Origin of the sequence: Marinobacter bohaiensis, assembly GCF_003258515.1 — a bacterium.
In the GTDB taxonomy this organism is placed as follows: Bacteria; Pseudomonadota; Gammaproteobacteria; order Pseudomonadales; family Oleiphilaceae; genus Marinobacter_A; species Marinobacter_A bohaiensis.
Genome location: NZ_QGEH01000001.1, coordinates 1,370,500 through 1,397,043, shown reverse-complemented (window position 1 = coordinate 1,397,043; position 26,544 = coordinate 1,370,500). Strand labels below are relative to the sequence as shown.

The window sequence follows — 26,544 nt, the reverse complement described above, 5'->3', positions numbered from 1 at the left end:
GGCCTGTCACAACGAGGAGTCACCTGACCCGCCATGGCCGATTCCACCACCCCGTCCCGCACCGACAACCTGACGATCGAGCCGGTGGCGTCCGTCGACGCCATCGCCCCAGGCGACTGGGATCGACTCAGCAGGACGGGGAACCCGTTCCTGCGTCACCACTTCTTTGCCGCGCTGGAGCACAGCGGTTGCACCACCGCGACCACCGGCTGGGAACCCGCCCACCTTCTGATTCGCCTGGACGGCCAACTGCACGGTCTGATTCCCGCCTTTCGCAAGACCCACTCCATGGGCGAGTATGTGTTCGACTGGGGCTGGGCCGATGCCTACGCGCGCTACGGCGTGGACTATTACCCCAAGCTGCTGATGGCCGTACCATTCACGCCATCCCAGGGACACCGGCTGCTGCTCTCGCCCACGCTGCGCGACCGTCTGAAGCCCGGTGACCTGAACCCGTTGCTGGATGAGGCTGCCGTAGAACTGGGGTGCCATTCCTGGCACCTGCTGTTTCCCAATAGCGCCGATCAGCGCCTGCTGGAGGCCCCAAACCGCCTGCATCGCCTGGGTTGCCAGTTCCACTGGTTCAACCGGGATTACCACAGCTTCAACGACTTTCTCGCCCAACTGACCTCGCGCAAGCGCAAGTCGATCCGCAAGGAGCGCCGCCAGATCGCCGAACAGGGCATCGCATTCGACCACTACCCCGGCCACGCCCTGCCCGACTCGGTGCTCGACGCCTTTCACGTGTTCTATCAGGCCACCTATCTCAAGCGCGGCCAGCGTCCCTATCTGAACCGCGATTTCTTCCAGCGCCTGCGCGACGGCCAGCCGGAGCAGCTGCACGTCATCATGGCGCGCCTGGACGAGCGGATGATCGCCGGCGCCCTGTTCCTGCACGGAGAAAACACGCTCTACGGGCGCTACTGGGGCTGCCTGGAGGAGTACGACCACCTGCATTTCGAGACCTGCTACTACCAGGGCATCGAACTGGCCATCGAGCGCGGCCTGCGCTGCTTCGACGCCGGCGCCCAGGGCGAGCACAAGCTGGTGCGCGGCTTCGAACCGCAACTGACCCATTCCTGGCACTGGGTGGCACACCCCGGCTTCGCCGAGGCCATTGCCGATTTCTGCGAAGAAGAGGCGATGGACGTGCGCGGCTACCGGGATGCGGCACTGGAGGCGTTGCCTTATCGGCAGGAGAATTAGAGGGCATAGGTGACAGCGCGGTCTCCGCCTGAATCTCGCCGACACACAAAAAAATCCTTGCCCCCAAACCGGACATCAGGTTATGTTTTGGCCACTTAAACCTGTTTGTGGTCGAAAGAACCGAATCATGCTGTTCAACTCTGTCGTCGTCATCGTAAAGCTAGTCCTGGTGGTCGTGGTGCCAACCGGGGGCTTTTGCGTGGATGACAGGATGAGCTAGACCACAACCAGTCAGAACACCGAAAGCCCCCGGCACCGAAAGGTCCCGGGGGCTTTTTTTTGCTGCACGAAAAAGGGAAATCAACGTGAACGCTGCACAGCACATACTCGACGCCTTCAAGCGCCATCAGATCGACACCGTTTTCGGCTATCCCGGCGGTTGCATCATGCCGCTATACGATGCCCTGGTCGCCCACGACCAGGTGGGCGTTGAGCACGTGCTGTGCCGTCACGAGCAGGCCTGCGCCCTGGCCGCCGACGGCTACGCCCGCGCCAGCGGCAAGCTCGGTGTCTGCATCGCCACCTCCGGCCCCGGAGCCACCAACCTGATCACCGGCGTGGCCAACGCCCACCGTGACTCGGTACCCATGCTGGTTATCACCGGCCAGGTGCCCTCGCCCCTGATCGGCACCGACGCCTTCCAGGAAACGGACATTCTGGGCATGACCCTGGGCATCGTGAAGCACAGCTACCTGATCGAAGACGCCGAGTCGCTGCCGGGCATCATGGAGGAAGCGATGCAACTGGCCCAGTCCGGCCGTCCCGGACCGGTGTGGATCGACATTCCCAAGGACATCCTGCTCACGGACATTGCGGACCGTCAGGCGCCAGAGGCACCGGCCATGGACGCCGAAAGCGCCGACGCCGGGACACTCCAGCAGATCCTCGACATGCTGCGCCAGGCCCGCCAGCCCCTGCTCTACAGCGGCGGCGGCATCAGCCTGGCCGGCGCCGAGAACGCCTTCCGCAGGTTCGCGAGCGCTTCGGCACTGCCCAACGTGGTCACGCTCAAGGGCATTGGCAACCCGGGTCGCGACAACCCGGACCAGTTGGGGATGCTTGGCCTGCACGGCTCCCGCGCCGCCAACCTGGCGGTCGACGCCTGTGACCTGCTGCTGGTTGTCGGCGCGCGGCTGGACGATCGCGCCACCGGCGTGCTGGACGGTTTCGCGCCCAACGCCCGCCTGATCCACATCGACACCGACGCGGCCGAGTTGGGCAAGCTCAAGCCGGCGGACTTGGCGGTGCGCGGAGACATCGCGCCGATCCTGGACGCGCTGGCCGACGCCCTCGACGATCAACCGCTGGCCATCGACGACTGGCGCCGCCGGTGTTCGGACTGGCGCAAGACCCACGGTTTTCAAGCCGCCACCAACGACGACCCGCACGCGCCGATTTCCGGACCGGGCTTCATCCGTCAGCTCTCGGCGCTGACCCCGCGGGAGACCATCGTCGCCTGCGACGTGGGCCAACACCAGATGTGGGTGGCGCAGCACTTCCAATTCGACCACCCGCGCTCGCATCTCAGCAGCGGCGGCCTGGGCACCATGGGCTTCGGCCTGCCCGCCGCCATTGGCGCCCAGTTCGCCTGCCCGGACCGGCCGGTGATCAACGTGACCGGCGACGGCTCGTTCATGATGAACGCCCAGGAACTGGCCACCATCCGCCGCCACAACCTGCCCATCAAGCTGGTTATTCTGGACAACCAGTGCCTGGGCATGGTGCGCCAGCAGCAGGAGCTGTTCTACGGCAACCGGGAAAGCCAGATCAACCTGGACGACAACCCGGATTTCCTGGCCCTGGCCAGGGCCTTCGACATTCCCACGCTGGCCATCGAACGCAGCGACCAGATTCGCCGGGGCATCCAGACGATCCTCGCCTACGACGGCCCCATGCTGCTGCACGTGGCCATCGACCGCAGCGAAAACGTCTGGCCCATCGTCAAGCCCGGCGCCTCCAACCGCGAGATGCTGGACGAAAGCCAGCGCCCCAACCGCACACCGTCAACCCGGAACAAGGAAAACGCCGCATGACGCCTTCGACGCGCGCCCACTCCACCACCCACTCGATTCGCTGCCGGATGCAGGCGGAACCCGCCGCTCTGGAGCGCCTGTGTCAGGTCACACGGATTCGTGGCTTCCGCATCGAGCAGATGCAGGTCCACAGCGACGACGGTTACCTGGCCATCGACATGGCGCTCAGCGGCTCCCGCGCCATCGACATGCTGCAGGCACAGATCGCCAAACTGCACAGTGTGGAGTCGGTCAGCACGCAGTCGTACACCGCATCCGCCACATCAACCACCGAAGGGATACGCCGGAGCGCCTGACGGCAGGGCCTTCCGGCGTCGCTTCCAACTCGGCGTCAGACGATGTGGACCCGGCCGTCGGCGGCTGCAAACGGGTTGGTGTGGGTTCCGCTGGCGCCCTGGAGCTGGGCCTCGGGGTGATTTTCGGCCATCAGGTGTTTCATCGTCACCAGGTGTTTGGCGGGACAGTCGACCATCACCAGGTACTGACCGTCGTCGATGGCCTGGTGGAAGCGGCGGATGCGGTAGTGCTCCGCGCCGATACCACCGAAACCGCCCAGCCAGCCGCCGGCCAGCACAGCAAACAACAGCAGCGCGATCCAGGCGCTCATGGGCCAGGCCGGAACGCCGATCACCTGGGCGGTCAGGATAAAGGTGAACGCCAGTAATGCGCCGATCATCACGCCCCGTTCGACGTAACGGACGAGATCGGTACGATCGAGCACGCCGGCGCGATGCAGACTGTGGGTGTAGAGACCGGCTTCGTCCCTGGACACGATGTGGAAGCGCCAGTCGGTGACGCCATGATCGTGCAGGTCTTCGGATATCTCGGACACACTGTCGATGGTCCGGGTCAGGTAATAGAGCCGTTTCATGCTCATCCCTCCCCCATTTGGCAAGGAAATAGTTGCACTTACGACTCGATTATACGACTTCAACAGATGGCGGCGCGCAACCGTTCAGATGGATTCACGCTAAGCCTGCCTCGTTTAGCAACCGTCGTCATAATGAGGCTGCACCCGGACCAGTGTTTCCCGCTGCAGGCGCCGCAGCCGATCACTGATCGCCACCGGGTAGGCAACCCCATCCCGGAGCGTTCGCAGCGATGCCGGTAAGGCCGCGACAGCCGCCCGGGCATGGTCGGCGGCATCCGCCAACGGCGACAGGGCACCCTCAACGCGATGGCCCGCGCGCAGAGTCGACACCAGTAAGGGCTCGCCTTCGGCGGTTTCCTCACGGTGTGTAATGGTGTCCCCGAGGAAGATCCCATCCGCATCCCGCTGCCGGAACACCTGCTTGGGGCCGGGAAACGACTGTTTGCCCGGCGAGTTCTTCATGCGTGGCCGGCCGGCGTATTCGGTCAGCTTGTACGCCAGTTCCAGCGACGGCGCATCTGACGATGCCCCCACCGAGGTGCCCACGCCGAAGCCGTCCAGTGGTACACTGGAGCGACACAGCGCGTCGATCTTGTGCTCATCCAGGCCACCGCTGGCCATGATCGAGATGCGACCCAGCCCCGCCTCATCGAGCATGCGCCGACAGTGCACCGCCTGCTCGGCAAAATCCCCGGAGTCCAGGCGAATGGCACCGATCTCCATTGACGGCTCCGACTTGAGCCAGCGGATGATCGCCGCGACGGCCCGCTCGGTGTCGTAGGTATCCACCAGCAGCGTAGTGCCCGGGAAACGCTCGGCGTAGGTCCGAAAAGCTTCCATCTCGCTGTCGCAGGCCTGCACGAAGCTGTGCGCCATGGTGCCGCGGATGGGCAGCCCGAAATCCAGCCCCGCCAGCACGTTGCTCGTGCCCGCCAACCCGGCCATGCGAAAAGCGCGGACGCCGCGATAGGCCGCGTCCAGGCCGTGCATGCGGCGCATCCCGAAGTCCACCACCGGCCGGCCATCGGCCGCCAGCGCCAGCCTCACCGCCTTGGACGCCAGCACCGTTTCCAGGTGGACGTAGTTCATCAGCAGGGTTTCCAGGATCTGGGCTTCGGCAATCGGGGCTTCCACTTCCAGCAGCGGCTCCTGGGGAAACACGGGCGTCCCCTCCGGCATCGCCTGGATGCTGCCGCTGAACCGGAAGTTCCGTAGCCACGCCAGGAAGCCATCACTGAACCGGTCCAGCGAGCGCAGGCGCTCGATCTGCGCGTCGGAGAAGCGCAGGGACTCGACCACCCGGGTCACGTGCTGCTGCCCGCAGGCAAGCATGAAATTGCGGTGTTCGGGCAGCTTGCGGAAGAACAGACTGAACACCGCCGTTTCGTTCATACCACGCGACCAATAGGCCTGGGCCATGGTCAACTCGTACAGGTCGATCATCAGGGCCAGGTCGTCGTCTGGCACCATGCTTCGTCTCCTTGGATACGGTTATCTTGAGCCCGCTAAAACGGTTGGGAGCGCCCGGTGTCAATGCACCACGCCGGCACCCGCCTCGGCCAGTTCGGCGAACACGTCCTCCGTCCCATCGGCAACCACCGCCCGGGTACCGCTGGCCAGCAGTTCGACGGCGAAGCCCAGGCGCAAGGCATCCAGCACCGTTGCACGGACACAGACATCAAGCGCCAGCCCCGCAACCTGCAGGCGCTCGATGCCGTGACGGGTGAGATACTGCTCCAGTTGGGTGCCATCGAAGGCAGAATAGGCATCCTGTTCGAAAGCGCTGCCCTTGCTGACGCGAACCGCCGTGGCCGGCAGGTCGAGTTCGTCGTGAAAGGCGGCGCCGTCGGTGTCCTGAACGCAGTGGACGGGCCAGGGGCCGCCGCGATGATGGAAGCTGCAATGGTCAACCGGGTGCCAGTCGCGGGAGGCGACAATGGGCCAACCCTTGTCCTGGGCATCGGCGATGGCGGCGTTGACGACGGGGATGATCGCCTCGCTATCCGGCACGGGCAAGGCGCCGCCGGTGCAGAAATCGTTCTGGATATCCACCAGTAACAGGGCCGTATGGTCGGGCGCTGCCATCGTGAACTCCTCGACCCGCGTTCAGTCGGGTTCGTCAGGTTTCCGTGGATTCCTGTTTACTAGGATTGGGCCTAAGGCGGGGCATTGCAAGGAAAAGGCCGAGAGCTGGAAAGGAAGCGCCGGCTACCGCATTGAAACGGCGGCCGGCAAAGCGGCTGACCGGACATTCCCTTGTCCGGCCCTGAGTTGAAGGGTTAGAAGTTGTAGGTGACGGTGCCCATCACGCTGCGCTCGGCGCCGTAGTAGCAGACCGCTTCGGAATAGCAGGAGCCCACGTATTCCTTGTCGAACAGGTTGTTGGCGTTCAGTTGCGCGGTGACGCCTTTTAGCCCCACGTTGGCCAGGTCGTACTTGATCATGGTGTCGACCAGGGTGTAGCTGGGTACTTCGAGGTCGTTCGACTCGTTCGCCCAGCTTTCGCCGATGTAGCGGACACCGACACCCAGCTTCAGGCTGTTGAACACACCGTCAAGGAACTCATAGGAGCCCCATGCCGACGCCATGTGCTCAGGCGTTGCCACCGGCGTGTTGCCCTCGGTGCCGGTTTCCGATTTCTGGACTTCAACATCAGTGTAGGTGTAGCTGGCCTGCAGGGTGATGTTCTCGTTAACGCGGGTGGCCGCTTCCAGCTCAACACCTTGGGACCGAACTTCCCCGACGGCCTGATAGGCGTTGATGCTCTGGATGTAGTTGGCCACATTGTCCTGGTCGATCTGGAACACCGCGATGCTGTATCGATCCGCGGTTCCAACGGGCTGGTATTTGAGGCCCAGCTCATACTGCTCGGCTTCGGTCGCATCGATCAGGTCACCGTTTTCATCCACGTTGGCGCTGGGGCTGAACGACTCGGAATAACTGACGTAGGGTGCAATCCCGTTGTCGAACAGGTACATCAGCGCCGCACGGCCGCTAAAGTGCTCGTCGTCCAGTTGCTCATCACCCGTCGCGCCGGTCAGCAGGTTTTCATACTGGTTCTCGACATCGACCCAGTCGTAACGGCCGCCCACGGTCACACGCCACTGATCGATCGCCATCTGATCCTGCACGTAAAGACCGGTTTGCTCGAGTTCACGATCATTATCCTGGTAGGGGTTGATCGTTCCGGTGCCGCCGTAAACCGGATCAAACGCGTTGATCGACGGGAAGGTCGAGGCAAACGCCGGCGTATACCCGGCGGTCCAGTAGGCGTCGGTATCACGATGCTGGTAGTCCAGACCAGTCAGGACGGTATGATCCGTCGCGCCAATGCCAAACTCCGCCAGAAGCTGGTTATCGATGGCAAAGGCGCTGAGCTCTTCATCCGCACCGAAGAACGTACGCGGCAGCTCGTTTCCAACCCAATAGCCCTGGTTGTAGACCTGGCCATAGTCGGTTTTGGTGTTCACATAACGGAAGTTCTGACGCGCGGACCAGACGTCATTGAAGCGGTGCTCGAGCTGATAGCCGATCATCGCCTGCTCGCGGTCAAATTCTTCGTAGTCCTGTTCGCCGTCGTAGAAATTGTTGGAGATGCGCTGCCCGTTATGGTCGTACAGGGTGCCTTCAGCCGGCAGGCCACCGTAATAACCGCCCTCCGGATCCTTCTGGAAGTACCCCATCAGGGTCAGCGTCGTTGCATCCGTGATATCCACCGTCAGGGACGGCGCAATGGTGTAGTGCTCTTCCTGCACCTTGTCCCATTGTGTGTCGGAATGGTAAACGCGGCCGACCAAGCGGTAGGCGGCGCGGCCGGAGTCGCCGACTTCGTCACCGATGTCGAAACCGAGGCTGGCGGTGCCCTGAGTTCCCGCGCCGGCCTGGATTTCATAGTGAGGCTCGAACAGCGGTTTTTTGCTGGTCAGCGCGACGATGCCACCCGGGGCTGCGCGCCCATAAAGAACCGATGAAGGGCCCTTGACCACTTCAATCCCCTCAAGGAAGTAAGGGTCCACCTGCATGATGCTGTAGGTGCCCTTGTCATTCAGCAGCTTGAGGCCGTCGAGGTACTGGTTGTCGATGCTGTCACTGCCGAAACCGCGCAGTTTGATGGCGTCGTAGCGGCTGGCCGTGGCGCCGTATTGCTGGGTGAACACGCCAGCGGTGTAACGTGTCGCTTCCTGCACGTTCTTGGAGCCCTGCTCCTCGATCTGTTCATCGGTGATGATGGAAATGGACTGCGGCGTCTCGACGAACGGCGTTTCTGTCTTGGTCGCGCCGCGGGTTGCGGTGACCTCCAATGCATCCAGTGTTACCGAATCGTCCTGATTCTCGGCGGCAAAGACCGCAGACCCGCTCATACCGCTCAAGGCAAAGGCGACTGCAAGGGATATCCTGGAAGGTCGGAACATGCAAAAACCTCATTGAAGCTAACGAAAAGTTAATGCGAATTATTCTCTTTTTTATCAAGATTAGGTATGCGGAATGACAGGTATCGTATGCGCAATGCCAAAACCGGTGACAAAAAGGTTTATCGCAGCGCTTTGGGCGATACCCCGTATTCCCGACGGAAAGCCGTGGCGAAGTTGGTGGCGTGACGATAGCCGGCCCGGTGAGCCGCCTGCTGAACACTGAAGCCCTGCTCCAGGTAGCGTCGTCCCAGTTCCAGGCGGCAGCGGCGCAGGTAATCGAAGACCGACACCCCGAAGGTTGAGCGGAACTTGCTGCGCAGACTGCTGGCACTCATCGCCGCTTGCTGGGCCAGGCTCTCGAGCGTGTAGTCCCGGGTCGGAGCGAACTCAAGCGTCTGCCTCACCGCTTCGAGCCGCTGGTACTCTCGGGCGTTGGCTGAATGGTTGGCCTGTCCCACGCTGTCCGCCTCCGGGAGTCCTTGGCCAACAACCTGCAGGGCCAACCCTTCCAGAATCAGATTCCTCTGTAACTCCACCCCTTGCACGTCAAGGCAATGGTCCAGCTGCATAAGCAGTGCCGAAGGAACGGACCAGGTCAGAACGGGCTTACGGATCCCCTTGAAGATGGAGGTCAGTGTGGAACTGTCCGGCCCGGCCTGGAGAAGACAGGCCGGGTCGAAAGCGAGGGTCAGGGTTTTCAGGCGCTGGCCCGCCCTTTGCGTTGCCTCGAGAGCGAACTCTGGTCGCAGTTGCAGGCTAAGCGCGTCCCCGGCACAGAGTTCCCGACTGACAGCGCCGACCGATAACCCCACGCGTCCTTCAAGCACGATCACGATCAGTAACGGCGCATGGCCTCGGGAAAGAGAGCTGTATGTCTGGAAAACGTCCAGTTCAGACCCGGTAAACCGAAAACCGGACGGCAACGCAACCTCGTGAATCCGCCCCCTGGCGACAACCATCTCCCCTACCGCCGCCTCATCGTTATCGGCCTCCGGCGGCAAGTCGTGGAAGCGGTAATCCATGCCGTACTGCTGACCAAAATCGAGAAAATCCCGAATCCGGAACGAACGAGTCAGACCGATGCTGGAAGCAGGTTGCATAATCAGATGCCTATGGCGACACGAACCGACATCCCGGTTCGAGAGACCGAAACCGGTGTCGTACGCCGTGCTGAAACTGGGAAATGACACGCCGCTCACTTTACCGCAAATGGTTCTCATTTGTAACGATCAAGACGCGCCCGATCCCCGTACTCCGTTGTCGTCGAGCTTGATCTAACTCAACCACCTCCCGGAACTCGACCGGGACCTCCTCGTCTCTCTAGACCGGACACGGCGGGTCTTTCAGGAACCCGCACGAACATCAACAAACCGAAACCGGAATGCCCCATGGCTGTTACGACAGAAGCGAAGTTGTCAGTAACCGAAGGCCTGTATTGCCGTCGTCATCCCCCACCGCCCTGAACCGGATTACCCCGGTTGCGCCCGCCCTGCGGGCACCGCGATTCATTCCAGCAACACGTCAAACTCATTCCAACAACACGTCAAACAATGGAGAAACCCACATGATTCAGGTGCAACACCTGACACGTCGGTACGGCGACCTGACCGCGGTCAGGAACGTCAGCTTCGAGATCGGTCACGGCGAAGTGGTGGGCCTGCTGGGCCACAACGGCGCCGGCAAGACCACCATCATGAAGATGCTTACCGGCTACCTGGAGCCCACGTCCGGCAGCGTCCAGGTTGCCGACCTGACCCTCGGCCCGGACACCCGGGCCATCCAGAGGCGCATCGGCTACCTGCCGGAGAACTGCCCGGTGTGGCCGGAAATGACCGTGATCGACTACCTGCATTTCCAGGCCGCCCTCCACGATGTACCGGAAACCCGACGCGACAAGGCCATCGCCATGGCCATCCGTCGCGCCGACCTGAAGGCCAAGGCGACGGCGTCGATCCAGACCCTGTCCCGGGGCTACCGCCAGCGGGTGGGCGTGGCCCAGGCCCTGCTGCACGAGCCGGACATCCTGATCCTGGACGAACCCACCAACGGCCTGGACCCGACCCAGATCCGCCAGATGCGCGAGCTTATCCGCGACCTGGCGCAACACGCCACGGTGATCGTCTCCACGCACATCCTGCAGGAGGTGCAGGCCGTCTGTGAGCGGGTGCTGATCATGCGCGCCGGCGAACTGGTGGTGGACGCGCGGCTGGAAGAACTGCAGCGGTCCGGTGGTCTGCTGCTGAGCGTCGAGGGCGATCCACGACCGACGCTGGCATCGATCGACGCCATCCAGTCGCTGACGGCCGTGCCGGACCAACCCGGGCGCTATCATCTCGACGCGCCGCTGGACTGCGCCCCGCAGGTGGTTGAGAACCTGACCCGCGCCGGCATTCCGCTGCACGCCCTGGAACCCCAGCGCCGCGACCTGGAGAAGGTGTTTGCCGAAGTGAATGAGGAGGCCGCCCATGTCTGAGCTGATGACCATCGCGCGCAAGGAATTCCGCGGCTTCTTCGCCTCACCGGCCGCCTTCCTGTTCCTGGGCGTGTTCCTGGCGGTGACGCTGTTCGTGGTGTTCTGGGGCGAGGCGTTCTTCGCCCGCAACATCGCCGACCTGCGGCCGCTGTTCGAATGGCTGCCGCTGCTGCTGATTTTTCTGATCGGCGCGCTGACCATGCGCAGCTGGTCGGAGGAACGCCGCTCCGGCACGGTGGAGAGCCTGCTGACCTCGCCCATCGGCCCGCTGCAGCTGATCGGTGGGAAGTTCCTGGCCGGCATGGGGCTGCTGGCCCTGGCGCTGGCCATGACCCTGCCGCTGCCGATCACCGTGTCCTTCCTCGGCCCGCTGGACTGGGGTCCGGTCGTCGGCGGCTACGTGGCCACCCTGTTCCTGGGCGCCGCCTATCTGGCCATCGGCCTGTTCATGAGCAGTCGCACCGACAACCCCATCGTGGCGCTGATCCTGACCACACTGGTGTGCGGCGTGTTCTACCTGCTGGGGTCGAACCTGCTGACCAACCTGTTCGGCCAGCAGATCGGCAGTGTGCTGGAGGCCATCGGCACGGGCAGCCGCTTCGACTCCATCACCCGCGGCGTGATCGACCTCCGTGACCTCTATTACTACGTGTCGATCACCGGCGTCTTCCTGGTGCTCAACCGGCTCAGCCTGGAGCGCCTGCGCTGGGCCGGCAACCCGCCCAACCGCCGTCACCGGGGCTGGACCTGGGTGTGCGTGCTGGCCATCGCCAACTTCCTGCTGGCCAACGCCTGGCTGGAGCCGGTCACCAGCGCCCGGGCCGACATCACCGGCGGCCAGCTGTATTCCCTGTCCGACGCGACGCACGAGGAGCTGTCCCACCTGCACGAGCCGCTGGTGATCCGCGGCTATTTCTCGGACAAGACCCATCCGCTGCTGGCGCCGCTGGTGCCGCGCATCCGCGACCTGCTGCAGGAATACGCCATTGCCGGCGGCGACAACGTCCGCGTGCAGTTCCTGGACCCCACCCACGACCGGGCGGTGGAGGAACAGGCTGCCTCGCAATACGGCATCAAGCCGGTACCCTTCCAGACCGCCAGCCGCTACCAGTCGTCGGTGGTCAACGCCTACTTCAACGTGGTGGTGTCCTATGGCGACCAGTATCAGGTGCTCGGATTCAAGGATTTGATCGAGGTGAAATCCCAGAGCGACAACCAGCTCGATGTGGCCCTCAAGAGCCCCGAGTACGCCCTGACCCGCACCATCCACAAACTGGCCAGCACCTACCGCGCCGGTGACAACGCCCTGGCCTCCATCGGTCAGCCGGTGACCTTCCACGGCTACTTCTCGCCGGATCGGCAACTGCCTCAGCAACTGGTGGAACTGAAAACCAATGTCACCGACCTGCTCAGACAGATGGCCGACGACAACAGCGACAAGCTGTCGATCCAGCTCGACGATCCGGACGCCAACGGCGGCCAACTGGCCAACCAGCTGACCGAGCAGTACGGCTACCAGCCGCGCATCGCCAGCCTGAGCGACCCGCAGCCCTTCTGGTTCAACATGACCCTGCAAAGCGGCGACAACGTGGTGCCCGTGCCCCTGCCCGACACGCTCGACAAGGCGGCCATGAAGCGCTCCCTGAAATCGGCCCTGCAGCGGCTGACGCCCGGCGTGCTCAAGACCGTCACGGTGGTCACCCCGCCCGATCCGATGGCGCAAATGCGCCAGATGCGCGGCATGCCCAGCCAGGCCCAGTACCGCAAGCTGCTGGATATCCTGGGCGACAATGTCCGCGTCAAGCAGAGCCAGCTGACCGATGGCAAGGTGCCGGCCGAAACCGACCTGTTGCTGATGCTGGCCCCGCACGACCTCAGCGACAGGCAGCGCTTCGCCATGGACCAGTTCCTGATGCGGGGCGGACGGATCGTGCTCGCCACATCGCCGATCACGGTCAAGGCTGGCCAGTCGCTGAACGCACAAAAGACCCAGTCGGGCCTGGAAGACTGGCTGCAAGGCATGGGGCTGTCGATCGAGGACAAGCTCGTCGTCGATGCCCAGAGTTCGTCGCTGCCGGTGCCGGTCACCAAAAACGTCGGCGGGATGAGCTACCGCGAGATCCGCATGGTGCCCTACGCCGCCTTCCCGGACCTGCGCGATGATGAACTGAATCCGGATCATCCGGTGACCGCCTCGCTGGACCAGTTGACCCTCGGCTGGGCGTCGCCGATCGATATCGACGCCAAGGCCATGGGCGATCGCCAGGTGGTCGAGCTCCTGCACAGTTCCGACCAGAGCTGGGCGGCCGATACCACCCAGGCGGTGCCGGACTTCGACCGGTACCCGACGCTGGGCTTTGCCGCCAACGGTGCCCCCTCGTCGCAATTGCTGGCTGTGGCCGTGAAAGGCCAGTTCCAGTCCTACTACGCGGACAAGGCATCGCCGCTGGCGCAGCCGGATAAAGCCGACGACAAACCGGCCAAGGCTGGGGCCCAGGCCCAAAGCAAGCCGCAGGACGACGCGCCCTCCTATACCAGCGTGATCAAACAGTCGCCGGACTCCGCCCGCCTGGTGCTGATCGCCAGCAACGCGTTCGCCTCCGACACCATGATCAACCTGGTGTCCCAGGAGCTGGGTACGGTCTACACCAAGCCCATCGACATGGTGCAGAACGCCATCGACTGGTCGCTGGAAGACCCGGGCCTGCTGGCCCTGCGCGGCCAGACCCAGTTCGCGCGCACGCTGGTCCCCATGGACAACGGCACGCAGCGCTTCTGGGAGTACCTCAACTACGGTCTGGCGGCGTTCGCGCTGCTGCTGGTATGGCTCTGGCGGCGCAAGGTGCACGCCAGCGACCAGCGCCGTTACCAACGGATTCTTGCGGAGGTTTAAGTCATGGCGAAACGAGTTCGAATCCTGTCCGTGCTGCTCGGGGCCCAGCTATTGCTGGCCCTGGCCCTCAACCTCACCGACAGCGACATCGGTGAAGCGACGCCGGAGTCACCGCTGCTGAGCCAGTCCCTCGATCACCTGGACGAAATCCGGATCAACGACGGCAACGACCACTCGGTCACCCTGATGCACCAGGACGACCAGTGGCAATTGCCGGCGCTGGATGGCTTCCCGGCCAGCACCGAGCAGGCCAATCAGCTGGTAAGCACTCTGGCCAGCGCCACCCAGGGCATGCCCGTCGCGACCACCGAAGGCGCCCGGGGGCGATTCAAGGTCGCGCAGGACGACTTCGAGCGCCGGCTAGTACTCAGGCGCAAGGGCACCGACGTGGCCACCCTGTACCTGGGCACGTCGCCGGGCACGGACCAGTCGTATGTGCGTGTTGACGGGGAGTCACCCATCTACCGGATCAAGCTGGGCACCTACCAGGCGCCGGTGACCACGGACGACTGGCTGGATCGTGACCTGCTGACGCTGCCACTCAATCGGGTCAGCGCGATCGAGGTGAACGGTCTCAAGCTGACCCAGGCGGATAGCGGGAAAGACGGCGCCTCACCGTGGCAGGTGGGTACGCTGCCGGATGGCAAATCCCTCGACACCAAGGCTGCAGCCACTCTGGCGGGGCAACTGTCGGCCCTGCGCATTCACGCCATCGCCGCGGACGCCACCGAGGCCCGCACCGCCCTGGCCCAGCCCGAACTGAGCCTGATCCTGGACACCCGGGATCACCAGGCGATGACCTACAAGCTGGCGAAGGGGAGCAATAAGGACGCGCCCTGGTATCTGTCGATCTCCAACCGAGACCGCACGTTCCGCATCACCTCGTCCGTCGGTGAAACGCTGGTGCACGACGCCGCACCGGCCACCCTGCTGAAAGAGGCAACCTCGACCGATACGGCCGTCAAACCGGTCGAGGAAGGCGGCGGAAAAGCCGGCTGAATTCACATCCTCCCGCCTGCCCTGGCGGCCCATCCGGCTGCCGGGGCCTTTCCTTCCCGATCATCATTCAATCAGAATCGGTTCAACGGCACTTTCAGGTAGACCTGACCATTGTCCTCGGCCGGCGGCATGTGCCCGGCGCGCATGTTGATCTGCACCGACGGCAGGATCAGCCGTGGCATCCCCAGGGTGGCGTCCCGTTCCCGGCGCATGACCACAAACGCCTCCTCATCGACGCCCTCGTGCACATGCACATTGTGCTCACGCTGCTCCGCCACCGTGGTCTGGCATACAAACGCCTCACGACCCGGCGCCTTGTAGTCGTGGCACAGGAACAGCCGCGTCTCCGGCGGCAAGGCCAGGACTTTCTGGATGGAACGATACAGGGTGCGCGCATCGCCACCCGGAAAATCGCAGCGGGCGGTGCCGTAGTCCGGCATGAACAGGGTATCGCCGACGAACGCCGCATCACCGACCACGTAGGTCAGGCAAGCCGGCGTGTGCCCGGGCGTATGCAGCACACGGGCTTCCAGGTTGCCAATCGCGAAGCTGTCGCCTTCGTGGAACAGGCGGTTGAACTGACGGCCGTCCCGGGCGAAGTCGGTGCCGGCATTGAACACCTTGCCGAAGATCTCCTGCACCTCGACGATGCGCGCGCCGATGCCGGTCTGGCCGCCCAGGTGTTCGTTCAGGTAGGGCGCGGCGGACAGGTGATCGGCGTGGACGTGGGTCTCGAGCACCCATTCCACCGCCAGGTCGTTGCGCTGCACGTAGTCGATGATGGCATCCGCGGAGCGGACATCGGTGCGACCGGCTGCGTAATCAAAGTCCAGCACCGAATCGATGATGGCACAGGCGCGGCTGTCCGGGTCGCGTACCACGTAGCTGAACGTGTTGGTGGGCTCGTCGAAGAAGGACTGCACGAGCGGATTGCGGAGACTCATGGTCGATCCTCCTGTCATGGATAGCGCCGTGCCGGGCACGTCGTCACCCATTCTGGAATAAGGTTATGCCATTATGAAAGATTGGGGCGGCACCGACGTCCTTCAACGCCTGTCGGCGTCCCGCTAAAGCCGATAGACTGCGTCCTTTACTGAACCAGGGACGTCCCAATGCCTGCACGATTGCGCCGCGCTGCCCTCAGCATCCTCCACGAAACCCGCGTCGTCTACCTGACGCTGCTGAAGATACTGGTGCCCGCACTGATCATCGTGAAGGTCCTTGAATCCATCGGCTTCACCCAGTGGCTGGCGACGCTGCTCGCGCCGCTGATGGGGCTGCTGGGCCTGCCGGAGGAACTGAGCATTGTCTGGGCGGCGACCCTGCTGACCAACATCTACACCGGCATGGCGATCTTCTACAACCTGTCGCTGGATCAGGCCCTGAGCGTGGCCCAGGTGACGGTGCTGGGCACCCTGATGGTGGTCGGCCACGGTCTGCCGGTGGAAGGGGCCGTCGCGCGGCGGGCCGGGGTGCCCTGGTGGTTGACGCTGGTGATGCGCGTTGGGGGCGCCTTGATACTGGGGATGATTCTGCATCACAGCTACCAGACGTTCGACTGGCTGCAACAGGACAACACGCTGGTCTGGCAGCCCGGGGCTCTCGATACCAGCCTGTCGGCCTGGCTCTGGGCCCAAGGCCAGACGCTGATCACCATCTTCTTCGTGATCCTGGCCTTGATCACCCTGCTGCGCGGATTACGGGCCATCAGTGTCGAACGGTTGCTGCATGCCCTGCTGTTCCCGCTGCTGCGCCTGCTGGGCATCGGCCGGGACGCCGCCAGCACCGCGATCATCGGCATTACGCTGGGCCTGAGCTTCGGTGGCGGGTTGCTGATTCGCGATGCGGAATCGGGCCGACTCAGCCCGCGCGATGCCTTCCTGACCCTGGCATTCCTGGGGCTCTGCCACAGCCTGATCGAGGACACCCTGCTGGTCATGCTGCTGGGCGCACACCTGTCCGGCATCCTCTGGGCACGACTGGCGCTGGCCTTCCTGGTGATCGGCGTGCTGGCCCGGCTACCCATCAGCCAGCGCAAATCCGTACACCCCGGAGCCGATCGCGCCGACGCCTCCTGAGACGGGCGTTTCAGGCCACCGCCTTCCAGAGCCCGATACTGCTCACCACCAGCAGCACCCCGCCCAACAGACGGAAGAACAGCGGGGTTTCCGAGCGCAGCACGTAGTCGTGGAAACGCAGACCGATCACATGCCCCACGGCGGCACAGGGCAACAGCCACAGGTGGTGAATCAACTGCAGGTCAACGCCGACGGCGAGAAACGCCGCCATCTTGATGGTCACCAGGATGAACCAGAGGGCGAACAGCGTATCCCGCAGCTTTTCTTTGGGCAGGTGCTGGGCCACGACCGCAATGATCAGCGGCGCGCCGATCAGCGAGGTGCCGCTGACGTAACCACCGAGCATGAGGAAAACCGTATCCACCCACTTGTTCTTGCTGCGAAACGGCCGGTTGAAGATGTACGAGAGCGAGTAGACCACCACGATGCCGAAGATAATGGCGCTCATCACGTGCGCCGGCAGCGTGATCAGCCCGAATACCCCGATCAGCTTGGGGACGATCATGATCCCCAGGATGCGCCACAGGTAGGGCCAGTCCACGGTGCCGCCTTCGGGCCGTTGCGCCACCTGACTCTTGCGATTGTTCATGACGATGGTCAGGGACGAGAACACCAGCAGGTGCACGGCAATGATGGGCAGGAAGACGACGGGATCGTCCAGCACCAGCAACAGGAACGGCAGCGACAGAACAGCGCCACCAAATCCCAGCCCCGAGCGCACGAAGCCGCTCCAGACGAAAATCAGGCCAATCAGGACGTACTGAACCAGGGAGAGATCGCTCATAAGCGGGGAAACACGCCTCCGTGCAAACCGACGATTCTATCCCCCCGCGCCGCTCTCGAATACCCTGCCGGGCGTCCTGGGCGACAATTCCCGCACAACGCCGTCGATCTGAGCTAGTCTTGTCGAACGAAGGGGCACGAGCACCTCAATGACAACAACGCGATGTATCCATGAAAGACAAACTCTGGGCCAGCTTTCGGTTCCCGCTGTTTCTGCTGCTGGCAGGCGTCGGTTTGATCCACTGGGCCCTGCTGCAGGTTCAGGAAACCCGAAAATTCGAACAGGAACAGCAGCTGCTGCAGGATCTGAGCGAGCTGCGCGGCACCCTGGAAACCCGCATCAAGGAAGCCATCTACCTCACACGCGGTCTGGTGTTCTACATCGAGAGCCAGAACGGGGAATACACCAACCAGCGCATCGAAGCCTGGCTGGGCAGCATGTTCCAGGCGGGCGAATACATCATCAACATCGGCTTTGCGCCGGATAACCGCATCGAAGTCATCTATCCGCGCACAGGCAACGAAGCGGCCCTGGGTCTGTACTATCCGGACATGCCGGACCAGTGGCCCTCCGTCCAGCGCATGATCCGGACGCGGGACCCCATACTCGCCGGCCCGATCGAGCTGGTGCAGGGTGGCACGGCGTTTATCTACCGCTCGCCGGTCTTCATCGGTGACGACTACTGGGGCCTGATCAGCACCGTCATCGATGCCGAAGCCCTGCTGGGTGACATTCGGGACATTGCCCGACTGCATGCACTGCGCTACCAGTTGCGCCGCTTAAAGGATGACCGGCGCGACGATTCGACCCTGATCTGGGGCGAGCCACTGGACGCCAACGTCACCCGTCAAACATCACGTATTCCCCTGCCCGGCGACGACTGGCTGCTGGTGGGCCAGGTGCTGGAAAACCCGGCACTGCCACTGTCCTACTACGCCCTGCCCTACACCTGCCTGTTCCTGCTGGCCGGTTTTTCGGGCTACCACCGGTACCGCACGCTGCAGTTCGAACACAAGCAAGCGCTGGTGCGGGCAGAGACCGACCGCCTCAAGAACGAGTTCGTGTCCACCATCAGTCACGAGCTGCGCACGCCCCTGACCAGCATTCGCGGCACCCTGGGGCTGATAGAAGGCGGCGTGGCCGGCCCGCTGACGGACAAGGGCAACGAACTGGTCGGGATCGCCAAGCGCAACAGCGATCACCTGATCCACCTGATCAACGACCTGCTCGATATCGACCGCATCGTCGAGGGGCGTCTGGATCTGAATCCACAGCGCATCGAGCTGAACGGCCTGATCCGCACCGTACTGACCGAAAACGAGACCTATGCGGCCAACAAGCGCATTACGCGCCGTTTCAATGGCACGGACGGCGACGCACCGGCCTGGGTGGATGAAACACGGCTGCGCCAGGTGCTCGACAACCTGCTGTCCAATGCACTCAAGTTCTCGCCCGAGGCGTCCACGGTCACGCTGACGCTGGCGCCGGTCGATCATGGCTGGCAAATGACCGTCAGCGACGAAGGCCCCGGCATTCCCGAATCATTCCAGGATCGCATCTTCAAGCGTTTCACCCAGGCTGACGGTTCGTCCCAACGCCACGCGGGAGGAACCGGCCTGGGGCTGGCCATCGCCAAGGGGCTGGTGGAGCAGATGCAGGGCTCGATCGATTTCGAGACGTCTGAAGCCGGTACGCACTTCCGGGTGATCGTGCCGGCCGCCTGAAAAACATGCCGGCAGCCTGAGCAACGTGCGCCAGACCTCTGCGACATTGGTCAAAATCACGGGAGCCGCCCGCGAGAGCTGTGGTGCACGTAACCGGCGGAATTGCCGACGATTCATGAGTTCCTCAACGACCCGGCGCATCCTCCCCGTTACATCTCATGACAAGCTGTTCAGCTTTTAATCATTGACCTGCCCTTCCGAACCCTCTAGTTTGATCCCTGTTCGACGCCCCACAAGGGCTCATGTCGGACCCTGAAATCGCAAGGCCGGCCACAAGCCGGACAATACAAAAACAAGACGACCACGAGCGCCGAGATCCGGCAACGTGGAAAGGATTTCAACAATGAGTCAATCGACCGCTCCCCTGATGGGATGGTGCCTGTTCAAGGCGCATTCCACCGCGTATCGCAGCACCCCGATCGCCCGCCGATCAATCGAATCCGACCTTCCATCGCGAATCCTCTCGTTACGAATCACGTCGAGCCGCAGCACGGACTTCCTGTCCTCGAGCTGATCGCGTTCCGTTATTTCGTTTCGTTGCGTCCGGTCGTCACCGGCCGTGTCCCCGTGTATCCAGAATACGGTGATTCGCCATGCGTAAAGTCAGTCTTAACAACGCCAGTCTTAACAAAGACGGTCCCAACAAGGTCAGTCTCAACGACGTCTGGGAACGTGATTCCGGCCCGGTCTACATGACCGGCGGCCAGGCCCTGGCACGTCTCCCGCTGCTGCAGGCCCAGCTCGACCAGCAGAACGGCCTCAACACCGCCGGCTTCATTTCCGGCTATCGCGGCTCGCCTCTCGGCGGCTTCGACAAGATCCTCTGGAAAGCCAAGCAATACCTCCAGGACAAGCACGTTCACTTCCTGCCCGGTGTGAACGAGGACCTGGGCGCCACCGCCGTGTGGGGCTCCCAGCAGGTCAATATTTTCGAGGGCGCCAAATACGACGGCGTCTTTGCCCTCTGGTACGGCAAGGGGCCCGGTGTCGACCGCACCGGCGACGTGTTCAAGCACGCCAATGCCGCTGGCAGCTCCCGCTTCGGCGGCGTGCTGGCCATTGCCGGCGACGACCACTCCTGCAAGTCGTCCACCCTGCCCCACCAGAGCGACTACGGTTTCATGGACGCCTCCATGCCGGTCCTCAACCCGGCCGGCGTGCAGGACATCCTCGACATGGGTCTCTACGGCTGGGCCATGTCCCGCTACAGCGGCTGCTGGATCGGCTTCAAGGCGCTGGCCGAGGTGATGGATTCCTCCCTGTCGGTCAATCTCGACCTGAGCCGCATCGACATCCGTCTGCCGGATCACTTCACCATGCCCGAAGGCGGGCTCAACTCCCGCTGGCCGGACAAACCGCTGGCCCAGGAAGAGCGCCTGCACCGCTACAAGCTGGAGGCCGCCAAAGCCTTCTGCCGCGCCAACCGCCTGGACAGGACCGTGCTCTCCGCCAGCCAGCCCCGGCTGGGCATCATCACCACTGGCAAGGCTTACCTGGACGTGATCCAGGCACTGGCCGACCTGGGTCTGGGCGAGGCCGAGCGCGAGGCCATCGGCCTGACCGTGTACAAGGTCGCGATGCCCTGGCCGCTGGAACCGGAGGGCATTTTCGAGTTCGCCACCGGCCTGGAAGAAATCCTCGTGGTCGAGGAAAAACGCGGCCTGATCGAAGACCAGCTCAAGGCCCAGCTCTACAGCTGGCAGGACCAGCAGCGCCCGCGCATTATCGGCAAGCGTGACGAGGCCGGCGCCGAACTGCTGCGCTCGAACGACGAGCTGACCCCGGCCATGGTGGCCCGGGCGATCGCCACCCGGCTGAAGGACCGCTACTGCAACGACACCCTGCGCCAGCGCCTGGACTTCCTGACCGAGAAGGAAAACAGCCTGGCACAGCCGCCGGAGCGCCTGGAGCGCACGCCGCACTTCTGCTCCGGCTGCCCGCACAACACCTCGACCCAGGTGCCGGAAGGCAGCCGCGCCCTCGGCGGCATCGGCTGCCACTACATGGCCACCTGGATGGACCGCGGCACCGACACCTTCACCCAGATGGGCGGCGAAGGCGTGACCTGGCTGGGCCAGGCGCCGTTCACCAGCCAGAAGCACGTATTCCAGAACCTGGGCGACGGCACCTACTTCCACTCCGGGCTGCTGGCGATCCGGGCGTCCATCGCGTCCGGCGCCAACATCACCTACAAGATCCTGTACAACGACGCGGTGGCCATGACCGGCGGCCAGCCGGTGGACGGCACGCTGACGGTGCAGCAGATCTCCCATCAGCTCTACGGTGAAGGCGTGCGCCGCATCGCGGTGGTCAGCGACGACATCGACAAGTACCCCTCCCGGGCCGATTTCGCCGACCGCACCACGTTCCACGATCGCGACGACCTGGACGCGGTGCAGCGGGAAATGCGGGAGATCGAGGGCTGTTCCGTGCTGATCTACGACCAGACCTGCGCCGCCGAGAAACGCCGTCGCCGCAAGCGCGGCACCATGGAAGATCCGGACCAGCGGGTGATGATCCACTCCGACGTCTGCGAAGGCTGCGGTGACTGCGGCGTGCAGTCCAACTGCCTGTCGCTGCTGCCCAAGGAGACCGAGAACGGCCGCAAGCGCACCATCGACCAGTCTGCCTGTAACAAGGATTTCTCCTGTGTGCGCGGGTTCTGCCCCAGCTTCGTTACCGTCAAGGGCGGCAAGCTGCGCAAGCCGGTCGGCGTGGACAGCAACGTCGACTTCCCGGAACTGCCGGACCCGAGCTGGCAGGGCGAGCACGACCCGTACAGCATCCTGCTGACCGGCGTCGGCGGCACCGGCGTGGTCACCGTCAGCGCCCTGCTGGGCATGGCCGCCCACATCGAGGGCAAGGGGGTCTCCGTGCTGGACCAGACCGGCCTGGCGCAGAAGTTCGGCGCCGTGGTCAGCCACATCCGCATCGGCAACCACCAGGAAGACATCCACGCGGTGCGCATCCCAGCGGGTGAGGCGGACCTGATGATCGCCTTCGACCTGATGGTCGCCGCCAGCGACGACGCCCTGGCCAAGCTGGACAACCGGTTCTCACGCAGCGTAGTGAACGTGGAAGCGGCGATGCCGGCGGCGTTCACTCGCAACCCGGACATCCAGTTCCCGGGCCAGTCCATGGAACAGGCGCTGCGCGACGCCTGCACGACCGACGGCAGTTGGTTCCTGGACGCCGGCGGCCTGGCCAAGGCGCTGATGGGCGACGGCATGGCGGTGAACCTGTTCACCGTGGGCTTCGCCTACCAGCAGGGGCTGCTGCCGCTGAAGGCCGCATCCATCGAAGAGGCCATCGAGCTGAACAACGTGTCGGTGGACAAGAACAAGCAGGCGTTCCTGTGGGGCCGCCGCGCCGCCCACGACCTGGACCAGGTGAAAGCGCTGGCCTTCCCGCAGCCCAAGGGCAACCCGGTCCAGATCATGGAAACCACCGATCAGCTGGTGGAACGCCAGAAGCGTCACCTCACCGAGTACCAGAACGCCGGTCTCGCCGAGCGCTATGAGCGCCTGGTACGACAGGTGGAGACGGCAGCGGAGAAGAGAGTCGGGCGCGATCCCATGCTGGTCCGCACCGTGGCCGAAAACTACGCCAAAGTGCTGGCCTACAAGGACGAGTACGAAGTGGCCCGTCTGTTCAGCAACGGCAGCCTGCGCCGGCAGCTGGAAGAGCAGTTCGAAGGCGAGGTGGAACTGGAGTTCAACCTGGCACCGCCGCTGATCAGTCGCCCCGGCGCCAACGGCCGCCCCCGCAAGCTCAAGTTCGGCCCCTGGATGGAGCGCGTGTTCCATTTCCTGGCCAAGGGCAAGGTCCTGCGCGGCACGCCGCTGGATATCTTCGGCTACAGCGCCGACCGCCGCCTGGAGCGCAAGCTCATTCGCGAGTACGAAGCGGATGTGGCCTGGATCCTGCGCCATCTCAACCGCGACCACCTGGACGCCGCCCGCGCCCTGGCCGCCCTGCCGCAGAAAGTGCGCGGCTACGGGCCGGTCAAGGAAGGCGCCTACGAGGCCACCCGCCAAGAGCGCGACAGGCTGCGTAACGAGCTGAACCCGACAAGCCAGCGGCACCGGCAGATTGCCAGCGCAGCGGCCTGAACCCAACGCGGGCCAAACTGACTAAACTTTAAACAGACCGGGCGCGGCCATCCCGAGCCCGGTCGAACAAAACACCAGCCACCTGTCCGCCCCACAAGGGTACAGGCGGCCCTGGAAGTAAGGTGAGACATCATGAACGTATTCAGCCATCCCGAGTTCGACAACCACGAACACCTGTCCTTTTTCTGCGACCCGGAAACCGGCCTGAAGGCCATCGTGGCGATCCACAACACCTCGCGCGGCCCGGCCCTGGGCGGCTGCCGCATGTTCCCGTACGCCACTGACGAGGAAGCGCTGCGCGACGTGCTGCGCCTGTCCCGCGGCATGACCTATAAATCCGCGCTGGCCAACCTGGACCTGGGCGGCGGCAAGTCGGTGATCATCGGCGATCCGCGCAAGCATAAGACCGAGGCGCTGATGGAAGCCATGGGGCGTTTCCTGGAGCAACTGGGCGGCCAGTACATCGCCGCCGAGGATTCCGGCACCAGCGTGACCGACCTGAAGGTGATGAGCCGCAAGACCAGCCACGTGGCCGGCATCAAGGAACACATCGGATTCGACGGGCTGCCCAGCAATGGCGATCCCTCTCCGGCCACCGCGTACGGCACCTACGTCGGTCTGCGCACGGCCGTCAAACACGGCCTGGGTCGCAGCGACCTGGAAGGACTGAAAGTCGCCGTGCAGGGCGTGGGCAACGTCGGTTTCCGGCTCGCCCGTCACCTGAAAGAGGCCGGCGCCCACCTGTGGGTTCACGACATCCATCAGGACCAGGTACAGCGCGCCGTCGACGAACTCGGCGCGGTGCCGGTGTCTGCCGAGGAAATCCTCACCCTGCCGGTGGACGTGGTGGCCCCCTGCGCCCTGGGTGCGGTGCTCAACGACACATCCATTCCCAAGCTCCAGGCGAAGGTAGTGGCCGGCGCGGCCAACAACCAGCTGGAGCGTCCCGAGCATGATGCGGCGCTGCAAAAGCGCGGCATCCTGTACGCGCCGGATTTCGTCATCAACGCCGGTGGCATCATCGATGTTTTCCATGAACGCACGGATCACGACCACAACCGGATCCGGGCGCATGTGGAATCCATCGGCGCCACCCTCGATGAAATCTTCACGCGCGCTGGCAGAGAGGGCCTTCCTACAGGTACCATCGCCGACCATCTGGCGGAGGAGCGCTTCCGCCATACCCCCGCTCAACAGCAGCACAAGCCGGGCCGACTGGCCAAGGTGAGCTGATCGGTTTGAGTTAAACCGTTGATGAGGCCGGGGCTTTTCCCGGCCTCGGTCCCCTGGGAATCCCTGTAAGGACATTTGACAGGGCGGCGTTTCAAGACGCCGCCGACACGACAGGATTGTGCTTGGAGGATGTGTCTGCCGACATTGCGGGCGTGGATAACACCCGAACAACCATGCGGACGGGGCACCGGTTTCATCCGGTGGCAAGGGCATGATGCATGGCAAAGAACCAATACATGGCCGACACACAGGGATTCACCGACAACAACAATTTCAGTGACAGGAGACTATGATTATGTCTACATCCTCTTCCACCGGCGCAGAGGGCGTTATGGAAGGTTCCAACGACAAGCGCGGCCACTGGTCGTCGCGACTCGCCTTTATCCTGGCGGCCACCGGCTCCGCTGTGGGTCTGGGCAACGTCTGGAAATTCCCCTACATCACCGGTGAGAACGGCGGCGGCGCCTTCGTACTGGTATACCTGCTGTGCATTGCAGCGGTCGGTCTGCCCATCATGATGGCGGAAGTCATGATCGGCCGTCGCGGCGGCCGCAGCCCGGTCAACAGCCTGCGCCTGATCGTCGAACGCGACAGCCTCGGCAGGTTCTGGCCGATTGTGGGCATTATCGGCGTGATCGCCGCGTTCCTGATCCTGTCCTTCTACTCCGTGATTGGCGGCTGGGCCGTCTCCTACGTCGGCACCGCTGCCTCCGGCGAACTGGTGGGCAAGGACGCGGACGCCATCGGCGCGATCTTCTCCGGCCTGGTCAGCGATCCGGGCACCCTGCTGCTGTGGCACACGGTCTTCATGGCGCTGGTGATGCTGGTGGTTGCCCGTGGCGTGAGCTCCGGCCTGGAGCGGGCGGTCAGTATCCTGATGCCGGCGCTGTTCGTGCTGCTGCTGGTTGCGGTCGGCTACGCCATGACCACCGGCCACTTTGGTGAAGCGGCGGCTTTCCTGTTCCAGCCCGATTTCTCCAAGCTGACCACCGAGGGCGTGCTGACGGCCCTGGGCCACGCCTTCTTCACCCTCAGCCTGGGCATGGCCGTGATGATGGCCTACGGCTCTTATCTGCCGAAGAACGTGTCCATCGCCAAGACCTCCATCACGGTCTCCGTCATCGACACCGTCGTCGCGCTGCTGGCCGGCCTGGCCATCTTCCCGGTGGTCTTCGCCAACGGTCTCGAGCCGGGTGCCGGTCCGGGGCTGATCTTCCAGACCCTGCCGTATGCCTTCGGCCAGATGCCGATGGGCAGCCTGTTCGGCGCGCTCTTCTTCATCCTGCTGATTTTCGCGGCCTGGACTTCCGGCATCTCCCTGCTTGAACCGCTGGTGGAGTGGCTGGAAGAGCAGAAAGGCATGAACCGCACGGTCAGCACCCTGGGTGCGGGTATCGCCTGCTGGGCCCTGGGTATCGCGTCCATCCTGTCGCTGAACCTGTGGTCCGACGTGTTCCCACTGGGCATGTTCAGCGCCTTCGAAGGCAAGACCATCTTCGATCTGCTGGACTACCTGACCGCCAACATCCTGCTGCCGCTGGGCGGTCTGCTGGTGGCCCTCTTCGCCGGCTGGATCATCTCGCGTCAGGCGCTGGAAAACGAACTGAACCTGTCCGCAGGTGGCTTCGCGCTGTGGTACAACACCCTGCGCTTCGTGACCCCGGTCGCCGTGGCCGTGGTGTTCATCTACAACCTGGCCTGATCGCCAGCCAGCCGGAGCCTGCGG

At 63.7% G+C, this 26,544-nt stretch carries 18 protein-coding genes; 11 read left to right on the top strand and 7 right to left on the bottom strand.

Annotated features, from left to right (window positions below):
- The first annotated feature begins 33 nt into the window (after positions 1–33).
- The 3 genes from DKK67_RS06180 (at position 34) to DKK67_RS06170 (ending at position 3,535) form a co-directional block, all read left to right on the top strand.
- Positions 34–1,206 carry a GNAT family N-acetyltransferase gene (locus tag DKK67_RS06180; RefSeq protein WP_111495410.1) on the top strand — a complete coding sequence of 391 codons (1,173 nt, stop codon included), beginning with the start codon at positions 34–36 and terminating at the stop codon, positions 1,204–1,206.
- Positions 1,207–1,511: 305 nt separating this feature from the next.
- Positions 1,512–3,239, top strand: a complete 1,728-nt coding sequence (gene ilvG / locus DKK67_RS06175) for an acetolactate synthase 2 catalytic subunit (RefSeq protein ID WP_111495408.1) — start codon at positions 1,512–1,514, stop codon at positions 3,237–3,239.
- On the top strand, positions 3,236–3,535 hold the full coding sequence (locus DKK67_RS06170) for an ACT domain-containing protein (protein WP_204355740.1): 300 nt from the start codon (positions 3,236–3,238) through the stop codon (positions 3,533–3,535). Before ilvG ends, DKK67_RS06170 begins: the two co-directional genes overlap by 4 nt.
- 35 nt (positions 3,536–3,570) lie before the next feature.
- Here DKK67_RS06170 and DKK67_RS06165 read toward each other — a convergent pair whose 3' ends face one another.
- From DKK67_RS06165 to DKK67_RS06145, 5 genes are all read right to left on the bottom strand, one after another.
- Positions 3,571–4,110: a hypothetical protein gene (locus DKK67_RS06165; protein ID WP_111495406.1), complete on the bottom strand. Its 540-nt coding sequence runs from the start codon at positions 4,108–4,110 to the stop codon at positions 3,571–3,573.
- Positions 4,111–4,224: 114 nt separating this feature from the next.
- A complete protein-coding gene (locus DKK67_RS06160; RefSeq protein ID WP_111495404.1) occupies positions 4,225–5,580 on the bottom strand; it encodes a nicotinate phosphoribosyltransferase in 1,356 nt (451 codons plus the stop codon).
- Positions 5,581–5,640: 60 nt separating this feature from the next.
- A complete protein-coding gene (locus tag DKK67_RS06155) occupies positions 5,641–6,195 on the bottom strand; it encodes an isochorismatase family protein (RefSeq protein ID WP_111495402.1) in 555 nt (184 codons plus the stop codon).
- 194 nt (positions 6,196–6,389) lie between these two features.
- Entirely contained in the window at positions 6,390–8,471 is a 2,082-nt protein-coding gene (locus tag DKK67_RS06150; RefSeq protein WP_228160521.1) for a TonB-dependent siderophore receptor, read from the bottom strand.
- Positions 8,472–8,641: 170 nt separating this feature from the next.
- Positions 8,642–9,622 carry a helix-turn-helix transcriptional regulator gene (locus tag DKK67_RS06145; protein WP_111496786.1) on the bottom strand — a complete coding sequence of 327 codons (981 nt, stop codon included), beginning with the start codon at positions 9,620–9,622 and terminating at the stop codon, positions 8,642–8,644.
- A 464-nt stretch (positions 9,623–10,086) separates the two neighbouring features.
- Here DKK67_RS06145 and DKK67_RS21905 point away from each other — a divergent pair, with 464 nt between their 5' ends.
- The 3 genes from DKK67_RS21905 to DKK67_RS06130 are packed head-to-tail and all read left to right on the top strand — an operon-like array spanning position 10,087 to position 14,887.
- Positions 10,087–10,995, top strand: coding sequence for an ABC transporter ATP-binding protein (locus DKK67_RS21905; RefSeq protein WP_111495397.1), 909 nt, complete (start codon positions 10,087–10,089; stop codon positions 10,993–10,995).
- A complete protein-coding gene (locus DKK67_RS06135) occupies positions 10,988–13,888 on the top strand; it encodes a Gldg family protein (protein WP_111495395.1) in 2,901 nt (966 codons plus the stop codon). Before DKK67_RS21905 ends, DKK67_RS06135 begins: the two co-directional genes overlap by 8 nt.
- Before the next feature lie 3 nt (positions 13,889–13,891).
- Positions 13,892–14,887 carry a DUF4340 domain-containing protein gene (locus DKK67_RS06130; RefSeq protein WP_111495393.1) on the top strand — a complete coding sequence of 332 codons (996 nt, stop codon included), beginning with the start codon at positions 13,892–13,894 and terminating at the stop codon, positions 14,885–14,887.
- 71 nt (positions 14,888–14,958) lie between these two features.
- On the opposite strand, the gene DKK67_RS06125 is transcribed toward DKK67_RS06130, so the two are convergent.
- Positions 14,959–15,831, bottom strand: coding sequence for an MBL fold metallo-hydrolase (locus DKK67_RS06125; RefSeq protein ID WP_111495391.1), 873 nt, complete (start codon positions 15,829–15,831; stop codon positions 14,959–14,961).
- Positions 15,832–15,999: 168 nt separating this feature from the next.
- On the opposite strand from DKK67_RS06125, the gene DKK67_RS06120 reads away from it, so the two are divergent.
- Complete coding sequence (locus DKK67_RS06120) at positions 16,000–16,965, top strand: nucleoside recognition domain-containing protein (protein ID WP_111495389.1); 966 nt, start codon at positions 16,000–16,002, stop codon at positions 16,963–16,965.
- Between the two features lie 10 nt (positions 16,966–16,975).
- Here DKK67_RS06120 and DKK67_RS06115 read toward each other — a convergent pair whose 3' ends face one another.
- Positions 16,976–17,749 carry a TSUP family transporter gene (locus DKK67_RS06115; protein WP_111495387.1) on the bottom strand — a complete coding sequence of 258 codons (774 nt, stop codon included), beginning with the start codon at positions 17,747–17,749 and terminating at the stop codon, positions 16,976–16,978.
- A 170-nt stretch (positions 17,750–17,919) separates the two neighbouring features.
- Between DKK67_RS06115 and DKK67_RS06110 the strand changes: the two genes are divergently transcribed.
- The 4 genes from DKK67_RS06110 (at position 17,920) to DKK67_RS06095 (ending at position 26,520) form a co-directional block, all read left to right on the top strand.
- The gene (locus tag DKK67_RS06110; protein ID WP_111495385.1) at positions 17,920–19,473 is read left to right on the top strand and encodes a sensor histidine kinase; all 1,554 of its coding nucleotides are present in this window, start codon (positions 17,920–17,922) and stop codon (positions 19,471–19,473) included.
- Between the two features lie 593 nt (positions 19,474–20,066).
- Positions 20,067–23,585, top strand: a complete 3,519-nt coding sequence (locus tag DKK67_RS06105; RefSeq protein ID WP_111495383.1) for an indolepyruvate ferredoxin oxidoreductase family protein — start codon at positions 20,067–20,069, stop codon at positions 23,583–23,585.
- 132 nt (positions 23,586–23,717) lie between these two features.
- Positions 23,718–24,818, top strand: a complete 1,101-nt coding sequence (locus DKK67_RS06100; RefSeq protein WP_111495381.1) for a Glu/Leu/Phe/Val family dehydrogenase — start codon at positions 23,718–23,720, stop codon at positions 24,816–24,818.
- A gap of 295 nt (positions 24,819–25,113) precedes the next feature.
- Entirely contained in the window at positions 25,114–26,520 is a 1,407-nt protein-coding gene (locus DKK67_RS06095) for a sodium-dependent transporter (protein WP_111495379.1), read from the top strand.
- The last annotated feature ends 24 nt before the right edge of the window (positions 26,521–26,544 follow it).

What these genes read in the sequence shown, in the direction of transcription:
- DKK67_RS06160 (WP_111495404.1), bottom strand. Translation starts at nt 5,580, where the DNA reads ATGGTGCCAGACGACGACCTGGCCCTGATGATCGACCTGTACGAGTTG.
- DKK67_RS06110 (WP_111495385.1), top strand. Translation starts at nt 17,920, where the DNA reads ATGAAAGACAAACTCTGGGCCAGCTTTCGGTTCCCGCTGTTTCTGCTG.
- DKK67_RS06180 (WP_111495410.1), top strand. Translation starts at nt 34, where the DNA reads ATGGCCGATTCCACCACCCCGTCCCGCACCGACAACCTGACGATCGAG.
- DKK67_RS06170 (WP_204355740.1), top strand. Translation starts at nt 3,236, where the DNA reads ATGACGCCTTCGACGCGCGCCCACTCCACCACCCACTCGATTCGCTGC.
- DKK67_RS06125 (WP_111495391.1), bottom strand. Translation starts at nt 15,831, where the DNA reads ATGAGTCTCCGCAATCCGCTCGTGCAGTCCTTCTTCGACGAGCCCACC.
- DKK67_RS06145 (WP_111496786.1), bottom strand. Translation starts at nt 9,622, where the DNA reads ATGCAACCTGCTTCCAGCATCGGTCTGACTCGTTCGTTCCGGATTCGG.
- DKK67_RS06115 (WP_111495387.1), bottom strand. Translation starts at nt 17,749, where the DNA reads ATGAGCGATCTCTCCCTGGTTCAGTACGTCCTGATTGGCCTGATTTTC.
- DKK67_RS06150 (WP_228160521.1), bottom strand. Translation starts at nt 8,471, where the DNA reads ATGAGCGGGTCTGCGGTCTTTGCCGCCGAGAATCAGGACGATTCGGTA.
- DKK67_RS06095 (WP_111495379.1), top strand. Translation starts at nt 25,114, where the DNA reads ATGTCTACATCCTCTTCCACCGGCGCAGAGGGCGTTATGGAAGGTTCC.
- DKK67_RS06120 (WP_111495389.1), top strand. Translation starts at nt 16,000, where the DNA reads ATGCCTGCACGATTGCGCCGCGCTGCCCTCAGCATCCTCCACGAAACC.
- DKK67_RS21905 (WP_111495397.1), top strand. Translation starts at nt 10,087, where the DNA reads ATGATTCAGGTGCAACACCTGACACGTCGGTACGGCGACCTGACCGCG.
- DKK67_RS06155 (WP_111495402.1), bottom strand. Translation starts at nt 6,195, where the DNA reads ATGGCAGCGCCCGACCATACGGCCCTGTTACTGGTGGATATCCAGAAC.
- DKK67_RS06165 (WP_111495406.1), bottom strand. Translation starts at nt 4,110, where the DNA reads ATGAAACGGCTCTATTACCTGACCCGGACCATCGACAGTGTGTCCGAG.
- DKK67_RS06130 (WP_111495393.1), top strand. Translation starts at nt 13,892, where the DNA reads ATGGCGAAACGAGTTCGAATCCTGTCCGTGCTGCTCGGGGCCCAGCTA.
- DKK67_RS06100 (WP_111495381.1), top strand. Translation starts at nt 23,718, where the DNA reads ATGAACGTATTCAGCCATCCCGAGTTCGACAACCACGAACACCTGTCC.
- DKK67_RS06105 (WP_111495383.1), top strand. Translation starts at nt 20,067, where the DNA reads ATGCGTAAAGTCAGTCTTAACAACGCCAGTCTTAACAAAGACGGTCCC.
- DKK67_RS06135 (WP_111495395.1), top strand. Translation starts at nt 10,988, where the DNA reads ATGTCTGAGCTGATGACCATCGCGCGCAAGGAATTCCGCGGCTTCTTC.